Origin of the sequence: Streptomyces sp. NPDC023838 (genome assembly GCF_040639555.1) — a bacterium.
Taxonomy (GTDB): domain Bacteria; phylum Actinomycetota; class Actinomycetes; order Streptomycetales; family Streptomycetaceae; genus Streptomyces.
In genome coordinates, this window is record NZ_JBFAAD010000013.1 from 161590 (window position 1) to 176318 (window position 14729).

Consider the following 14729-nt stretch of genomic DNA (forward strand, 5'->3'; position numbering starts at 1 on the left):
GTACGAGGTCGTACCGGCACACCGTCCCGCCTTCCCCGACCCCGGGCCTGGCCATCACGGGGAGTGAGCTGGCAGGATCGCGCCATGCTCCAGGCCCTCCCCCGTGTCAGCCGCCGCCGTGCCCTCCAGGGTGCGGCCGCGGCCCTGGTGGTGTTCGGGCTGCTGCTGTGGTGGCTGCTGTCGCTGGGGGCCTCGCCGCCGTCGGGGACGATCACGTTCAGTACGGGCGTACGGACCGGGGTCTACCAGCGGTACGGCGAGCTGCTGGAGCGGGCGCTGGCCGACGACCTGCCCGAGGTGGACGTCCGGCTCCAGACCAGCGAGGGCTCGCAGCAGAACCTCCAGCGGGTGGCCACCGGCAAGGCCGACTTCACCATCGCGACCGCCGACGCGGTGGCCAAATACCTCCGCGACGGCTCCGTCGGGGCCGACCGGCTGCGCGGCTGCGCCCGCCTCTACGACGACTACGTCCAGCTGGTGGTGCCCCGCGACTCGTCCGTGCGCACGACGGCGGACCTGCGCTCCAAGCGCGTCGGCATAGGCCAGCCCGGGTCGGGGGTGCGGCTGCTCGCGGAGCGGCTGATGAAGGCCGCCAAGCTGGATCCGGCACACGACATCACGCCGGTGTCGGCGGGCATCGACACCATGCCGGAGCTGCTGCGGACCGGGAAGATCGACGCGTTCTTCTGGTCGGGCGGGCTGCCCACCACGGCGGTGCTGCGCCTGTCGGAGCAGGACCAGATCCGTCTGGTGCCACTGGGCGACCTGGTCACCGCGCTGCACGCCGAGGACGGCCTCACCGGCTTCTACCGGGCGGCGACCATGCCCGCCGACGCGTATCCGCAGGCGCAGCGGGGCGTCGCCGTACCGACGATCGCGGTGGCGAACCTGCTGGTCACCACGGACCGGACCGCCCCGGGCCTGACCGAGGAGTTCACCCACACGGTGATCCGCAGCAGGGACGCCATCGGACGCGAGGTGCACGCCGCGCAGCTGGTGGACCTGCGCACCGCGATCTACACGGAACCGCTGCCGCTGCACGACGGCGCGCGCCGCTACTACCTCTCGACCAAGCCCTGACCCACGAGCGGCCACCGGCGGTCTGGCGTCCTCAGCCCGTCGGCGAGCTGCGCGGCACCCGGAGCGTCACCCGCAGCCCGTGCGGCTCGTGGCGGGCGTACGCGATGGTGCCGCCGCCCGCCGCCAGCAGTGTCCGCGAGATGGACAGGCCCAGGCCCGAGCCCTTGATGTTCTGGTGCCGGCCCGAGCGCCAGAACCGGTCCCCGATCCGGCTCAGTTCGTCGTCGGTCAGGCCGGGTCCGCGATCGCTCACAGTGATCCTCGAGTAGTCGCCCTCGGCGGCGACGGCGACCGTGACCTCCTCACCCTCCGGAGTGAACTTCAGTGCGTTGTCGATGACGGCGTCCAGGGCGCTGGAGAGCGCCACGGGGTCCGCCCAGGCGGTGACGGCGGCCCGCTGCTCGGTGAGCCGCACGCCCTTGTCCTCGGCGAGCGGACGCCAGGCCTCCACCCGCTCGCCGGCCAGCGCGCCGATGTCGGTGAGCCGCAGGTCCGCCTCGGCGTGCTCGGCCAGCGCCAGGCCCAGCAGGTCGTCGAGCACCTGGGCGAGGCGCTTTCCCTCGGCGCGCACCGAGGCGATCTCCTCGTTCCCTTCGGGCAGTTCGAGCGCGAGGAGTTCGATGCGCAACAGCAGGGCGGAGAGCGGGTTGCGCAACTGGTGGGAGGCGTCGGCGACGAAGGCGCGCTGCTGGTCCAGCACGTCCTCGACGTTGTCCGCCATCTCGTTGAACGACCGGGCCAGCCTTCTGAGTTCCGGGGGTCCGCCGGCGACCGCGACACGTGACTTCATGCGCCCGGTCGCGATGTCGTGGGTGGCCGCGTCCAGGACGCGTACGGGCCGCAGCACCCAGCTGGTCAGCCGGAAGGCCGCGCCGACCGCGAGCAGCATCGCGGCCACCTCGCCCGCCGCGATCAGCAGCCAGCCGCGCAGCACCTTCGAACGCATGTGGCCGGTGGGCGAGTCGGTGACCACCACGGCGATCACATCGCCCTCGCGCACCACCGGGGAGGCCACCACGAGCCGTCCGCGCTGCCACGGCCACACCTGGGGCGGATCGTGACTCCTGCGGCCCGCCAGCGCCTCCTGGAAGGCGTCACCGCCCTTGGTGTCGTCCGGGACGCCCCAGCCCCTGGGGGCGCTCGCCATGGCGGCGCCGTTGCGGAAGAAGACGCCCGCGCGGATCCCGTACAGCTCGTGGTAGCGGGCGAGTTCCTCCTCCAGGGTCGCCAGGCGCTCCCTGCTGCTGGTGTCCTTGTCGTCGGCGGCGGTGACGAACTGGGCGAGCGCCGCGAAGCGCGCGGTGTCGTCGATCCGGTCGACGACCACCTTCTGCTGCTGGGCGGAGGCGACGCTGATCGCGAGCGGGAAGCCCAGCGCCATCAGCACGAGGGCGAGCAGGAAGATCAGCAGCGGCAGGAGTCGCGTACGCACCGGGGGCGTCGGTCCTTACAGCGCGGCCGGTGCGACGAGCCGGTAGCCGACGCCGCGCACGGTCTCGATCAGGGCCGGCATCCGCAGTTTGGAGCGCAGGGACGCGACGTGCACTTCGAGGGTGCGCCCCGTGCCCTCCCAACTGGTCCGCCACACCTCGCTGATGATCTGCTCGCGCCGGAAGACCACGCCGGGCCGCTGGGCGAGCAGCGCGAGCAGGTCGAACTCCTTGCGGGTGAGCTGGACGCACTCGCCGTCGACGCTGACCCGGCGGGTGGGCAGCTCGATCTGGACGCGGCCCAGCCGCAGGGCGACCGCCGGGAGGGCGCCGCTGTCCTCGCCCGCCGTGGTGCGCCGACTGACCGCGTGGATGCGCGCGAGCAGCTCGCCGGTGTCGTACGGCTTGACCACGTAGTCGTCGGCGCCGAGGTTCAGGCCGTGGATGCGCGAGCGCACGTCCGCGCGCGCGGTGACCATGATCACCGGGATGGCGGTGCGCTTGCGGATCTTCCCGCAGACCTCGTAGCCGTCCTGGTCGGGCAGTCCGAGGTCGAGCAGGACGACCCCGAAGGGCTCCTTGGGGGCGCGGTCGTCGGGCAGCAGCGCCCGCAGCGCCTCCTCGCCGTTGCGCGCGTGCACCACGGCGAAGCCGTGCTTGGCGAGTACGGCGGACAGGGCCGCGGCGACGTGGTCGTCGTCCTCGACGAGCAGCAGTCTCATCGTCCCCCCTCCGTAGTCGTCGCCAGGCATGTACTCCCGCATCCACGCCCATGCCGCGGGTGTGCGTCAAGGGGACACCCAGCGGAGCGCGGCATCCGTTACGCAGCCGGTATTGCACCACGCGCCCCCTTAACGGAGAGTGCCACGCCGCTACCCGATCGTGATGCTCAATTTCCGCTCAGATGTAATGACGCTGGTCGTAGCGGCGCACTACGTTCCTCCCCAACCGAGGAAGAGCGGAGCTGGAAGCCGATGAGCGGAGTATCAGTGACCAAGGACGCCGAGGACGCGGCACCCGCGTCGGGCGACCTGGTCGTGCTGAGCAACGTCAACAAGCACTTCGGCGCGCTGCACGTGCTCCAGGACATCGACCTGACGATCGCGCGCGGCGAGGTCGTGGTGGTGATCGGACCGTCGGGGTCCGGAAAGTCCACGCTGTGCCGCACCATCAACCGCCTGGAGACGATCGACTCCGGGGCGATCACGATCGACGGGAAGCCGCTGCCGCAGGAGGGCCGCGAGCTGGCCCGGCTCCGCGCCGACGTCGGCATGGTCTTCCAGTCGTTCAACCTCTTCGCGCACAAGACCGTGCTGGAGAACGTCATGCTGGGCCAGACCAAGGTCCGCAGGACGGACAGGAAGCAGGCCGAGGAGAAGGGCCGCGCCCTGCTCGACCGGGTCGGCGTGGGCACCCAGGCCGACAAGTACCCCGCGCAGCTCTCCGGCGGACAGCAGCAACGCGTCGCCATCGCGCGCGCGTTGGCGATGGACCCGAAGGTCATGCTCTTCGACGAGCCCACCTCCGCGCTCGACCCGGAGATGATCAACGAGGTCCTGGAAGTCATGCAGCAGCTGGCGCGCGACGGAATGACGATGGTCGTCGTCACCCATGAGATGGGCTTCGCCCGCTCCGCCGCCAACCGCGTCGTCTTCATGGCCGACGGAAAGATCGTCGAAGAGGCCACGCCCGACCAGTTCTTCAGCAACCCGCGCAGCGACCGGGCCAAGGACTTCCTGTCGAAGATCCTTCACCACTGAGGCTGCCGAGGACCCGGAACGGCCGCCCCCGCGCCGTTCCTCCCCGACGGGCCGACGGCCCCACATCTGAGCGATTCAAGCGATACGAGGGATGTTCACATGAAGCTCCGCCAGTCCGCCGCCTTCGCGGCGATCGCTGTGCTCGCGCTGACCGCGACCGCCTGTGGCGGCAAGTCGGGTTCCGCGGGTGACAAGCAGGCCGCCAAGCCCGGCCAGTCGGGCGCCCCGCAGCTGCCCACGTACACCGTCGCCAAGGACGTCGCCCTCGACTCCCCGACGTTCAAGGCCGCCAAGGCGCGCGGCAAGCTGATCATCGGCGCCAAGGCCGACCAGCCGTACCTGGGCTTCCAGGACCAGGCGACCAACGAGCGCTCCGGCTTCGACATCGAGCTCGCCAGGATGATCGCCGCCGACCTGGGCTTCACCAAGGACCAGATCGAGTGGAAGACCGTCGACTCCGGCGTCCGGGAGACCGCGATCTCCAAGGGCCAGGTCGACTACTACGTGGGCACCTACACGATCAACGACAAGCGCAAGAAGCTCGTCGGCTTCGCTGGTCCGTACTACAAGGCGGGCGCCGACCTGCTGGTCCGCAAGGACGAGACCGCGATCACCGACAAGAGCACGGTCAAGGGCAAGAAGGTCTGCTCGATCGTCGGCTCCACCCCGCTCCAGGAGATCAAGAAGCCGGAGTACGGCGCGAAGGTCGTCGAGCTCGCCAAGTACTCCGACTGCGTGCAGCAGCTGCTGACCAAGCAGGTCGACGCGGTCACCACCGACGACTCGATCCTCAAGGGCTACGCGGCCGCCAACTCCGGCAAGCTCAAGGTCGCCGGTCACCCCTTCACGCAGGAGCCGTACGGCGTCGGCATGAACAAGGACGACAAGGCGCTGCGCGACTTCGTCAACGACGCGATCGAGAAGCACGTCAAGGACGGCACCTACAAGAAGATCTACGAGGCGACCCTCGGCCTGTCCGGCGCCGGGTACGTCGACCCGCCGGCCGTCCAGCGCTACTGATCCCCCCCGTGCGAGACGCCCTCTACGCGCGCGTAGAGGGCGCTCCCGGCCCTGCCCGCCCAGCCAGCCGCCCGCCGACGCGGAGACCTCATGAACGTACTGCTCGACAACTTCTCGGAATTCCGTGACGGCTTCATAGGAACCGTGGAGATCACCGCCGTCAGTTCGGTCATCGCCCTGGTCCTCGGGCTGCTGCTGGCCGGATTCCGGGTCTCGCCGGTGCCGCCGCTGCGCTTCTTCGGCACCGCCTGGGTGACGCTGCTGCGCAACACCCCGCTGACCTTGCTGTTCCTCGTCTTCTTCTTCGTCGTCCCGGAGATCTTCTTCCCGGGGATGAGCCCCTTCCTGCTCGGCTCGCTCGCCCTGGGCTTCTACACCGCCTCCTTCGTGTGCGAGACCGTCAGGTCCGGCATCAACACCGTCCCGCTGGGCCAGGCCGAGGCCGCCCGCTCGATCGGCATGACGTTCACGCAGACCCTGCGCCTGATCGTGCTTCCGCAGGCCACCCGGACCGTCATCCCGCCGCTGAGCTCGATCTTCATCGCGCTCACCAAGAACTCGGCGATCGCGGGCGCCTTCAGCGTCACCGAACTCTTCGGCTGGCAGAAGCTGATGAGCGACCAGGGCTACGACATCGTCCCCGTCTTCCTCTGGGTCGCCCTGGGCTACCTGGTCGTCACCTTCTCCATCAGCGGCGCCTTCCGCCTGCTGGAGAGCCGTATGGAGGTCGCCCGATGAGCGCCAGCGTTCTCTACGACGCCCCGGGCCCCAAGGCCGTCGTACGCAACCGGATCTACGCCGTCCTCGGCTCGCTCGCCATCCTCGCGCTGCTCGCCGTGAGCATCGTGCGGCTGTCGGACAAGGGCCATCTGGCCCCCGAGATGTGGGACATCTTCAACTACTCGGGCATCCGGCAGAACATCGCCGACGGCGTCGTCGCCACCCTGAAGGCCTTCGGCCTGGCGGCGGTCGGCTCGCTGGTCCTCGGTGTGCTCCTGGCGGTCGCCCGGCTCTCCGACCACAAGCCGGTCCGCTGGGCCGCGACGGGCTTCATCGAGCTCTTCCGGTCGATCCCGCTGCTGATCACCATCTACGCCGTCTGGGTCGGCTTCCTGACCGACTACTCGATGTGGGCGCTGGCGCTCGGCCTGTCGATCTACAACGGCTGCGTCCAGGCCGAGGTGCTGCGCGCGGGCATCAACTCCGTGCCCAAGGGCCAGCGCGAGGCGGCGTACGCGCTCGGCATGAGCAAGACCCAGGTCATGACCAGCGTGCTGATGCCGCAGGCGGTCCGGGCGATGCTGCCGACGATCATCAGCCAGCTGGTGGTCACCCTCAAGGACACCTCGCTCGGCTTCATCATCCTCTACCCCGAGCTGCTCCAGACGGCCCGTCTGATCGCGAGCAACACCCAGGTCAACGGCCAGTACCCGTACGTGTCGACGATCGTTGTCATCGGCGCCATCTACGTGGCGATGTGCCTGGCGCTGTCCGGGCTCGCCACCTGGATCGAGCGGCGCGGCCGGCGCGCGAAGACCGGCATCACCATGGGCACGGCAGCGGCCCCGGTGACCGCCGCCGACCCGGTAGGTGCGGTCGTGGGTGCCGGGGCCGAAGGGCCCGACGGGCCTGGCGGTACGACAAACTGACGAACCATGAGGCAGTGGCGCTCGCGTCACTGCCTCCGTCACTTGACGCAAGCACCCGCAGTGGGTTGCATACGTTCTGTGATCGTGCACCGGGTCCTCAGCGCCACCTGTCAGCCGTCCCGCCGGGCCCAGGGAGCCACGTCGTGGACCCGGTGATCGTCGTCGGCGCCGGTCCGGTCGGACTCGCGCTCGCCCTCTCGCTCGCCGCCCAGAAGGTGCCCTCCGTCGTCCTGGACGAGGGGTCCGGCGTCGAGGAGCCCCGCCCGGTCCGTACGGCCGTCCTGCGGCCCGACACGGCCGCCTTCGCGGAACGGCTGGGCTGCGCCGCGGTACGCGACGAGGGCGCCCGCTGGACGGGCTGGCGGGCCATGCGACGCGGCACCCCGCAACGACAGGTCTCCTTCGGAGACGGTCTCGACGGCGGCCCGTCGCCGGTCCATCTGCCCCAGCACGCCCTCACCCGTGGCCTGCGGGACGCGGCGGCCGCCTCCCGGCTGGTGAAGCTGGCGCCCGGGGGCCGTCTGGACGCCCTGGAGCAGGACGACAGCGGCGTCGCCGCCCACACCGGCGGCCCGGGCGCCACCTGGTGGCGCGGCAGCTATCTGGTGGGCTGCGACGGCGCGCGCTCCACCGTGCGCAAACTCCTCGACGTCCGCTTCGCCGGGCGTACGGCGGTGGAGCGCCATGCCGTCGTCGCCCTGCGCACCGAACTCCCCTGGCCCGGCGAGGCGTTGCTGCACCGGCTGCCGCCGTGGCGCACCGGCGGCGAGGAGGTGACGGCCCGTCCGCTGCCCGACGGGACCTGGCGCATCGACTGGCTGCTGCCCGCCCGCGCCGAACTCGTCACCCCCGACGCGCTGCTGGGCCGGCTGCGCGACACGCTGGCCGGGTGGTGCGGCACGACCCCGCCGTACGAGCTCCTGGACACCGGGGTGTACACGCTCCACCACCGCCTCGCCCGCCGCTGGCGGGTGCGCCGCGCCTTCCTCGCCGGGGACGCCGCCCATCTGCTGGGCGCGGTGGGCATCCAGGGCCTCGACGAGGGCCTGCGGGACGCCTCGAACCTGGCCTGGAAGCTGGCGCAGGCCTGGCACCACGGCGCCTCCGAGGTGCTGCTCGACAGCTATCAGACGGAGCGCCGCGCGAGCGTCGCCGCCCGGCTGCGCGCCGCCGACCAGGCGATGCCGGTCCTGCGGGGCGGCGGAGGACTGCGCTCGTACATCCCGGGCGCCGCGCGCGGCCACGACGCGCTGCTCGCCGACGGCCACTTGGGGCACGGCCCGCTCGGCGCGCCTGCCGCCTACCCGCACTCCCCCCTCGCGCCCCCACCCGCCGAGGCGCACGCGCCGGTCGGCACGGAAGCGGGCGCACCCGTCGAGGACGTGCCGGTCACGGCTCCGGACGGGTCCACGGTGGCTCTGCGCGACCGGCTGGACCGGGGGCGGCTCCTGGTGGTCCTGATCGCGCCCGGCACCCGCGTCTGGGACCGGCGGCACTGGCAGACCGCCGGGGTGATGCCGCGCCTGGCGGCCGCGGTGAACGCGCTGCCCGCCGACGCCGAGCTGCTGGTGGCCGAGGAGTACCCGGGAGCGGCCGCCCACACGGTGCTGCTCGTGCGTCCCGACGGCCACCTGGTCGCCGCCTTCGGCGGGGTGTGGCCGGGCGAGTTGTACACGGCGGCCGACGCGGCGCGCGGCGGGCCCGTCGTCCACGCGCGCGTGGAGGACCGCACCGCGGACATCAATTGACCGGCACGGACGCACATGGTGTACTCCGGAACGTGACCGACACCGATGTGCGCCTGTGGCGGAGGGTCCATATGGACCTCGTCCGCTACGCGGGCTGCGTGTGTCGCCCGTCCTGCTGATTCGCCTCCCTACCTCGCGCCGCCGGGCCGCTGTCCGGCGTACGCGCGCACACGCGAACTCCCAGGACGGCCCCCGTGTCACCTTCCGCACACCCCACCACGCCCGCTTCCACCCGCGTCCCGCTGCCCGGACCCGCTTCCCCTTGTGCGCCGAGCCAGGCGGACCTGCTCGACTTCGTCCGCCGCACCGCCGCCGACGCCTCGCTCGTCGCCTCCCTGCCGCTCGATCCGCAGGGCAGGACCTGGATCCGGCTCGACGGCCCCGGCGGCAGCGAGGCCTGGCTGATCGGCTGGCCTCCTGGCACCGGCACCGGCTGGCACGACCACGGCGGCTCCCACGGCGCTTTCGCGACGGCGGCCGGGACGCTCAGGGAGGACTCCCTGGCGGCCCGGCTGCCGTCCGAGGGGTGGAAGACGCTGGAACTCGCCGAGGACCTCGACCGTTCACGGAGCGTGGAGGCCGGAAAGGGGCGGGCTTTCGGGCCGCACCATGTGCACGAGGTGCGCAACGAGTCGACGACCGAGCACACGATCTCGGTCCACGCGTACTACCCACCGCTGCCCCTGATCCGGCGCTACAGCCGTACGGGCGCGGTACTGCGTCTGGAGCACGTCGAGCGCCCGGAGGACTGGCAGTGAGCGAACGCCCGGTGGGAATCGACGAGTTGCTGGACCGGGTGCGCGAGGGCCTGGACCGGGTCGAGGCCCGGGAGGCGCACGACGCGGCGCGGGCGGGCGAGGCGCTCCTGGTGGACATCCGGTACGCGGCGCTGCGGGAGCGCGACGGCCTGATCCCCGGAGCGCTCGTCGTCGAGCGCAACGAGCTGGAGTGGCGGCTCGACCCCCAGGGCAGCCACCGCGCCCCGGAGGCCACCGGCCACGACCTGCGGGTCGTGGTGGTCTGCAACGAGGGCTACGCGTCGTCCCTCGCGGCCACGTCCCTGCGCCAGTTGGGCCTGCACCGGGCGACGGACCTGGTCGGCGGCTTCCAGGCGTGGCGCGCGAACGGTTTGCCGGTGGCGCCGCCCGCCGCGTGAGGCACGGACGGGCTCAGGGGGACGGGGGCGGCCCGAGCACCCCCCCCCGGGCACGTCTCGTACCGCCTCAGTACGTCTCGTACAAGTCGTCCGCCGTTTCGCCCTCCGCCTCCAGGGCCTGGCGGACGACTCTGAGGGCCATGCCCTCCGGGTAGCCCTTGCGGGCCAGCATGCCGGCGAGGCGGCGGATGCGACGGTCGCGGTCCAGGCCTCGGGTGGAGCGGAGCTTACGGGCCACCAGCTCCCGCGCGGTCTCCTCCTCCTGGTCGGAGTCGAGCTGCCCGACGGCCTCGTCGACGACCGCCGAGTCCACGCCCTTGGTGCGCAGCTCGCGGGCGAGTGCCCGGCGGGCCAGGCCGCGTCCGTGGTGGCGGGATTCGACCCAGGCCCCCGCGAACGCCGCATCGTTGATCAACCCGACCTCTTCGAAGCGCGAGAGGACCTCCTCGGCGACCTCGTCGGGGATCTCCCGCTTCTTGAGGGCGTCGGCCAGTTGCTTACGGGTCCGGGGGGTCCCGGTGAGCAGGCGCAGGCAGATCGCCCGCGCCCGCTCAGCCGGGTCCTGCGGCGCCGGGTCCTTCTCGGCCCTCGACGGGTCGGCGCCGTCACCGAATCCCTCCGGGCCGGCCCGCCGGGAGCCGGCCCGCTTCGGGCCCGGCCGCCCGGACCGGGCCCGCTCGGGACCCGTCCCGTCCGGCTCGGCCCATTCGGTCCTGCGTGTCATGGCCTAGCTCTTGGCGGCGGCGGCGGCCTTGGCCGTCTTGGCCTTGGTGGCCGGGGCGGGCACGGATGCCGCCTCCGCCTCCGAGGTCGCACCGGCCGCGTCCGGACCGGGCTCGGCCTTGGGCTCCTCGGGCCGGACGCCGACGCCCAGCTTCTCCTTGATCTTCTTCTCGATCTCGTTGGCGAGGTCGGGGTTGTCCTTCAGGAAGTTGCGGGCGTTCTCCTTGCCCTGGCCGAGCTGGTCGCCCTCGTACGTGTACCAGGCGCCGGCCTTGCGGACGAAGCCGTGCTCGACGCCCATGTCGATCAGGCCGCCCTCGCGGCTGATGCCCTGGCCGTAGAGGATGTCGAACTCGGCCTGCTTGAAGGGCGGCGCGACCTTGTTCTTGACGACCTTGACGCGGGTGCGGTTGCCGACCGCGTCGGTGCCGTCCTTCAGGGTCTCGATGCGGCGGATGTCGAGGCGCACCGAGGCGTAGAACTTCAGGGCGCGCCCACCGGTCGTGGTCTCCGGCGAGCCGAACATCACACCGATCTTCTCGCGGAGCTGGTTGATGAAGATCGCGGTGGTCTTGGACTGGTTCAGCGCGCTGGTGATCTTCCGGAGCGCCTGGCTCATCAGGCGGGCCTGGAGACCCACGTGCGAGTCGCCCATCTCGCCCTCGATCTCCGCGCGCGGCACCAGGGCCGCGACGGAGTCGATGACGATCAGGTCGAGCGCGCCCGAGCGCACCAGCATGTCGACGATCTCCAGAGCCTGCTCGCCGTTGTCCGGCTGGGACAGGATCAGGTTGTCGATGTCGACGCCGAGCTTCTTCGCGTACTCGGGGTCGAGCGCGTGCTCCGCGTCCACGAAGGCGACCTGGCCGCCGGCCCGCTGCGCGTTCGCCACCGCGTGCAGCGTCAGGGTCGTCTTGCCGGAGGACTCCGGTCCGTAGACCTCCACCACGCGGCCGCGCGGCAGTCCGCCTACGCCGAGCGCCACGTCGAGCGCGGTCGACCCGGTGGGGATGACCTCGATGGGCTCGTTCGGCCGCTCGCCCAGGCGCATCACCGCGCCCTTGCCGAATTGCCGTTCAATCTGTGCGAGCGCGGCGTCCAGCGCCTTCTCGCGGTCGGTTCCTGCCATGGGTTCCACCCGGTTTGCTTGAGTCGATCGCTTCACGTCAAAGACGCTAACCCCTGCCACTGACAATGGGCCCCGGAGTCCCTCCCGCCTGTGGATAACCCCCACCGGAAACCCGGCGGAACCCAAGTGAACACAGGGCCCTGCTTCCATATGAATGGATGTTCGATTTTGGTGTCAAGCGAACCACGCGGCACGGGCGAGGGGGCGGCCGGGGGCTCCGGCCGACCGCCTCAGGAGCCGTCGCCGCCCGTCGACGCGACCGGCTCCGCCGTCCGCTCACGGCCCAGCGCACGCCGTATGCGCACCAGGGCCGAGTCTCCGCCCCGCTCGCGCCTGCCGTGCACGCGCGGGTCGTCCGTCACGTCGTAACGCTTCACATAGGCGCCCAGGAACGCCTGGAGCGTCGCCACCGCGGGGATCGCGATCAGCGCGCCGACCGCCCCCATCAGCGCGGTGCCGGCGATGACCGAGCCGAAGGCGACCGCCGGGTGGATGTCGACCGTCTTGGCGGTGAGCTTGGGCTGCAGCATGTAGTTCTCGAACTGCTGGTAGATCACCACGAACCCGAGCACCCACACCGCGTACCAGGGGTCGACGGTGAAGGCGATGAGCATGGGCAGCGCGCCCGCCAGATACGTACCGATGGTGGGGATGAACTGGGAGACCAGACCCACCCAGACCGCGAGCGCCGGGGCGTACGGCACGCCCAGGATCTGCAGCAGGATGTAGTGCGCGATGCCCGAGATGAGCGCCATCAGGCCGCGCGAGTAGAGGTAGCCGCCGGTCTTGTCGACCGCGATCTCCCAGGCGCGCAGCACCTCGGTCTGGCGGGCGGGCGGCAGCATGGAGCAGATGGTGCGCCGCAACCGGGGCCCGTCGGCCGCGAAGTAGAACGAGAACAGGAAGATCGTCAGCAGCCGGAAGAGGCCGCCCAGGACGGTGGCCGAGACGTCGAGCACACCGCTCGCGCTGTTCTGCACGTACTTCTGGAGCCAGTCCGAGTGCAGCAGGCTGTCCTGGACCTCGACCCGGGACAGTTCGGTGTGGAAGGTGTGGTTGATCCAGCTGATCACCGAGTCGAGGTACTTCGGGAAGTGCTCGACCATGTCGACGATCTGGCCCGCCAGCATCGAGCCGAGCAGCACGATGAACCCGGCCGTCGCGATGATCACCGCGAAGAAGACGAGGAAGGTGGCGAGGCCGCGGCGCATCCCGCGGGCCGACATCCGCCCCACGGCCGGCTCCACCGCGAGGGCGAGGAAGAACGAGATCAGGATGTTGATCAGCAGCCCGATGAGCTGGTGGAAGGCCCAGCTGCCGAGCTGGAAGCAGGCGTAGAGGGCGAGCGCGAGCACCATGGCGCGCGGCAGCCACCGGGGCATGCGCACGGCGCCGCCGGTCCCGGGCATGGGCGGCGGCGCTCCGGCGGCCCCGGCGCCCGGAGCCGCCCCGGGCGCGGCCGGGGTGTCGCCCGCGGTCGCGTGCGGGACCACGGGCGCGTGCCCGCCGTCCGTCGCGGACAGCCGGCCTTCCTCGGGCAGGCGCGCGGCGCCGTCGGAACGCGGCCCGTCCTCGGGACGGACTCCGTCCGCAGGTCGGCGGTCGTTCCCGGCCGGGCGGTCGGCCCGGCGGTCTGTCTGGGTGTCGCTCTCGTCAGTCGGTGCCACGCAGCAAGTCTCGCCCATGCCTCGGACAGCGGGCCCTCAGCCCCGGACCGTCACCGTTTGTGCGCGGGCACGTCCATGGCGGTGCACACGGCCCGCCAGACGTCCTTGGTCTCCCAGCCCGCATCGAGCGCCTCGTGCACGGTGCGCCCGCCCAGCTCGGCCATCACATGGTCGCGCGCGAAGGAGTCGGCGTACGCGGCGCCGAAGTGGTCGGCCATCCGCTCCCAGAAAATCGTCAACCGCATGACTCCAGTATCCCGCCCCTGAGAGTGCAGCCGGGGCCGTCCGGCTTGTCCGCGGCGCTGCGCACCCTACGGTCGGACCATGCCCGGATCCGGAACATCACCCGCGACTGTCCGCACGTCCCGCACGCCCCGCACGCCGCTCGCCCGAGCCGAGCACTTCGTCTGGCTGACGGCCCGCGTGCTGGAGCAGCGTCGGTTCGCGCACCACTTCCTCGGCGGCGGCGCCGAGGAAGTCGAGACCGCGCTCGCCGCCTACCAGAACGACGACGGGGGCTACGGGCACGCGCTGGAGCCCGATCTGCGCGGCCCCGTCAGTCAGCCCCTGCACACCGCGCACGCCCTGCGCGTGCTGGACTCCGTCGGCCGGCTGAGCGGCCGGCGGGCGGAGCGGATCTGCGGCTACCTGACGGCGGTCTCGACGCAGGACGGGGCCCTGCCCGCGCTGCACCCGTCGGCGCGCGGCTATCCCGTGGCGCCGTTCGTGCGGATCGTCGACGACCCGCCCAGCGAACTGCTGGCCACGGGGCCGGTGGTCGGGCTGCTCCACCGCAACCAGGTGTGGCACGCCTGGCTCTTCCGGGCCACGGACTTCTGCTGGGCGGCGGTGGACGCGCTGGAGAAGTCGCACCCCTACGAGATCGAGGCGGCGATCGCCTTCCTGGACGGGGTGCCGGACCGCGTGCGGGCCGAGGCGGCGGCGGACCGGCTCGGGCGGCTGGTCCGTGAGCAGCGCCTGGCGGTCCTCGATCCGGACCGGCTCGGGGACTTCCCGGTCGCCCCCGGATACGCCCCGGCCGAGCACCACTTTCCGCACGACTACGCGCGCGTGCCGAAATCTCTGGCCCGCCGCTGGTTCACGGACGAGGAGATGGCGCGCTCGCTCGACCACCTCGCGGCCGAGCAGCGGGAGGACGGCGGCTGGCCCATCCACTGGCGCGAGTGGGCGCCGGGCACCGCTCTGGAGTGGCGGCCGATCGTGACGATCGAGGCGCTGCGGACCCTGCGGGCGTACGGCCGCGCGATCGACTGACGCCGGGCACCCGGCCGGCGGAGCATCCGCCGTCCCCCACGGGGAGGGGCGGGCGGATGCGCTCCTACGGCCGGTCCGGACTGCCGGACGGC

Annotated in this window: 16 protein-coding genes; 10 read left to right on the forward strand and 6 right to left on the reverse strand. The window is 71.8% G+C overall.

Annotated features, from left to right (window positions below; translation table 11 throughout):
• The first annotated feature begins 84 nt into the window (after window positions 1–84).
• Window positions 85–1080: a TAXI family TRAP transporter solute-binding subunit gene (locus AB0G17_RS18550; protein ID WP_361383279.1), complete on the forward strand. Its 996-nt coding sequence runs from the start codon at window positions 85–87 to the stop codon at window positions 1078–1080.
• Between the two features lie 31 nt (window positions 1081–1111).
• Here AB0G17_RS18550 and AB0G17_RS18555 read toward each other — a convergent pair whose 3' ends face one another.
• Both AB0G17_RS18555 and AB0G17_RS18560 read right to left on the reverse strand, forming a co-directional pair.
• Window positions 1112–2512, reverse strand: a complete 1401-nt coding sequence (locus tag AB0G17_RS18555) for a HAMP domain-containing sensor histidine kinase (protein WP_361383282.1) — start codon at window positions 2510–2512, stop codon at window positions 1112–1114.
• Window positions 2513–2527: 15 nt separating this feature from the next.
• Entirely contained in the window at window positions 2528–3232 is a 705-nt protein-coding gene (locus AB0G17_RS18560; RefSeq protein WP_361383285.1) for a response regulator transcription factor, read from the reverse strand.
• Window positions 3233–3484: 252 nt separating this feature from the next.
• Between AB0G17_RS18560 and AB0G17_RS18565 the strand changes: the two genes are divergently transcribed.
• From AB0G17_RS18565 to AB0G17_RS18600, 8 genes are all read left to right on the forward strand, one after another.
• Window positions 3485–4270: an amino acid ABC transporter ATP-binding protein gene (locus AB0G17_RS18565; protein WP_361383288.1), complete on the forward strand. Its 786-nt coding sequence runs from the start codon at window positions 3485–3487 to the stop codon at window positions 4268–4270.
• 99 nt (window positions 4271–4369) lie between these two features.
• Window positions 4370–5290: a glutamate ABC transporter substrate-binding protein gene (locus AB0G17_RS18570; protein ID WP_361383291.1), complete on the forward strand. Its 921-nt coding sequence runs from the start codon at window positions 4370–4372 to the stop codon at window positions 5288–5290.
• 90 nt (window positions 5291–5380) lie between these two features.
• The gene (locus AB0G17_RS18575) at window positions 5381–6028 is read left to right on the forward strand and encodes an amino acid ABC transporter permease (RefSeq protein WP_361383294.1); all 648 of its coding nucleotides are present in this window, start codon (window positions 5381–5383) and stop codon (window positions 6026–6028) included.
• The gene (locus tag AB0G17_RS18580) at window positions 6025–6939 is read left to right on the forward strand and encodes an amino acid ABC transporter permease (protein ID WP_361383297.1); all 915 of its coding nucleotides are present in this window, start codon (window positions 6025–6027) and stop codon (window positions 6937–6939) included. The genes AB0G17_RS18575 and AB0G17_RS18580 overlap by 4 nt, the downstream gene beginning before the upstream one ends.
• 143 nt (window positions 6940–7082) lie before the next feature.
• A complete protein-coding gene (locus AB0G17_RS18585) occupies window positions 7083–8687 on the forward strand; it encodes an FAD-dependent monooxygenase (RefSeq protein ID WP_361383300.1) in 1605 nt (534 codons plus the stop codon).
• A 47-nt stretch (window positions 8688–8734) separates the two neighbouring features.
• Entirely contained in the window at window positions 8735–8806 is a 72-nt protein-coding gene (locus tag AB0G17_RS18590) for a putative leader peptide (protein ID WP_309544753.1), read from the forward strand.
• Window positions 8807–8929: 123 nt separating this feature from the next.
• On the forward strand, window positions 8930–9445 hold the full coding sequence (locus tag AB0G17_RS18595; RefSeq protein ID WP_361383371.1) for a cysteine dioxygenase: 516 nt from the start codon (window positions 8930–8932) through the stop codon (window positions 9443–9445).
• Entirely contained in the window at window positions 9436–9843 is a 408-nt protein-coding gene (locus AB0G17_RS18600) for a rhodanese-like domain-containing protein (protein WP_361383374.1), read from the forward strand. The genes AB0G17_RS18595 and AB0G17_RS18600 overlap by 10 nt, the downstream gene beginning before the upstream one ends.
• A gap of 67 nt (window positions 9844–9910) precedes the next feature.
• On the opposite strand, the gene recX is transcribed toward AB0G17_RS18600, so the two are convergent.
• The 4 genes from recX to AB0G17_RS18620 all read right to left on the reverse strand — a co-directional run bounded on the left by recX (window position 9911) and on the right by AB0G17_RS18620 (window position 13607).
• A complete protein-coding gene (recX, locus tag AB0G17_RS18605) occupies window positions 9911–10567 on the reverse strand; it encodes a recombination regulator RecX (protein ID WP_361383303.1) in 657 nt (218 codons plus the stop codon).
• Window positions 10568–10570: 3 nt separating this feature from the next.
• The gene (gene recA / locus AB0G17_RS18610; protein WP_361383306.1) at window positions 10571–11695 is read right to left on the reverse strand and encodes a recombinase RecA; all 1125 of its coding nucleotides are present in this window, start codon (window positions 11693–11695) and stop codon (window positions 10571–10573) included.
• 230 nt (window positions 11696–11925) lie between these two features.
• On the reverse strand, window positions 11926–13104 hold the full coding sequence (locus tag AB0G17_RS18615) for an AI-2E family transporter (RefSeq protein ID WP_361383377.1): 1179 nt from the start codon (window positions 13102–13104) through the stop codon (window positions 11926–11928).
• A 308-nt stretch (window positions 13105–13412) separates the two neighbouring features.
• A complete protein-coding gene (locus AB0G17_RS18620) occupies window positions 13413–13607 on the reverse strand; it encodes a DUF3046 domain-containing protein (protein ID WP_361383308.1) in 195 nt (64 codons plus the stop codon).
• Window positions 13608–13686: 79 nt separating this feature from the next.
• On the opposite strand from AB0G17_RS18620, the gene AB0G17_RS18625 reads away from it, so the two are divergent.
• Window positions 13687–14637 carry a hypothetical protein gene (locus AB0G17_RS18625; RefSeq protein ID WP_361383310.1) on the forward strand — a complete coding sequence of 317 codons (951 nt, stop codon included), beginning with the start codon at window positions 13687–13689 and terminating at the stop codon, window positions 14635–14637.
• Window positions 14638–14729: the final 92 nt, after the last annotated feature.

Coding starts and splice junctions, on each gene's coding strand:
- AB0G17_RS18620 (WP_361383308.1), bottom strand. CDS start 13,607: ATGCGGTTGACGATTTTCTGGGAGCGGATGGCCGACCACTTCGGCGCC.
- AB0G17_RS18550 (WP_361383279.1), top strand. CDS start 85: ATGCTCCAGGCCCTCCCCCGTGTCAGCCGCCGCCGTGCCCTCCAGGGT.
- AB0G17_RS18615 (WP_361383377.1), bottom strand. CDS start 13,104: ATGCCCGGGACCGGCGGCGCCGTGCGCATGCCCCGGTGGCTGCCGCGC.
- AB0G17_RS18565 (WP_361383288.1), top strand. CDS start 3,485: ATGAGCGGAGTATCAGTGACCAAGGACGCCGAGGACGCGGCACCCGCG.
- AB0G17_RS18570 (WP_361383291.1), top strand. CDS start 4,370: ATGAAGCTCCGCCAGTCCGCCGCCTTCGCGGCGATCGCTGTGCTCGCG.
- recX (WP_361383303.1), bottom strand. CDS start 10,567: ATGACACGCAGGACCGAATGGGCCGAGCCGGACGGGACGGGTCCCGAG.
- AB0G17_RS18625 (WP_361383310.1), top strand. CDS start 13,687: ATGCCCGGATCCGGAACATCACCCGCGACTGTCCGCACGTCCCGCACG.
- AB0G17_RS18580 (WP_361383297.1), top strand. CDS start 6,025: ATGAGCGCCAGCGTTCTCTACGACGCCCCGGGCCCCAAGGCCGTCGTA.
- AB0G17_RS18560 (WP_361383285.1), bottom strand. CDS start 3,232: ATGAGACTGCTGCTCGTCGAGGACGACGACCACGTCGCCGCGGCCCTG.
- AB0G17_RS18575 (WP_361383294.1), top strand. CDS start 5,381: ATGAACGTACTGCTCGACAACTTCTCGGAATTCCGTGACGGCTTCATA.
- recA (WP_361383306.1), bottom strand. CDS start 11,695: ATGGCAGGAACCGACCGCGAGAAGGCGCTGGACGCCGCGCTCGCACAG.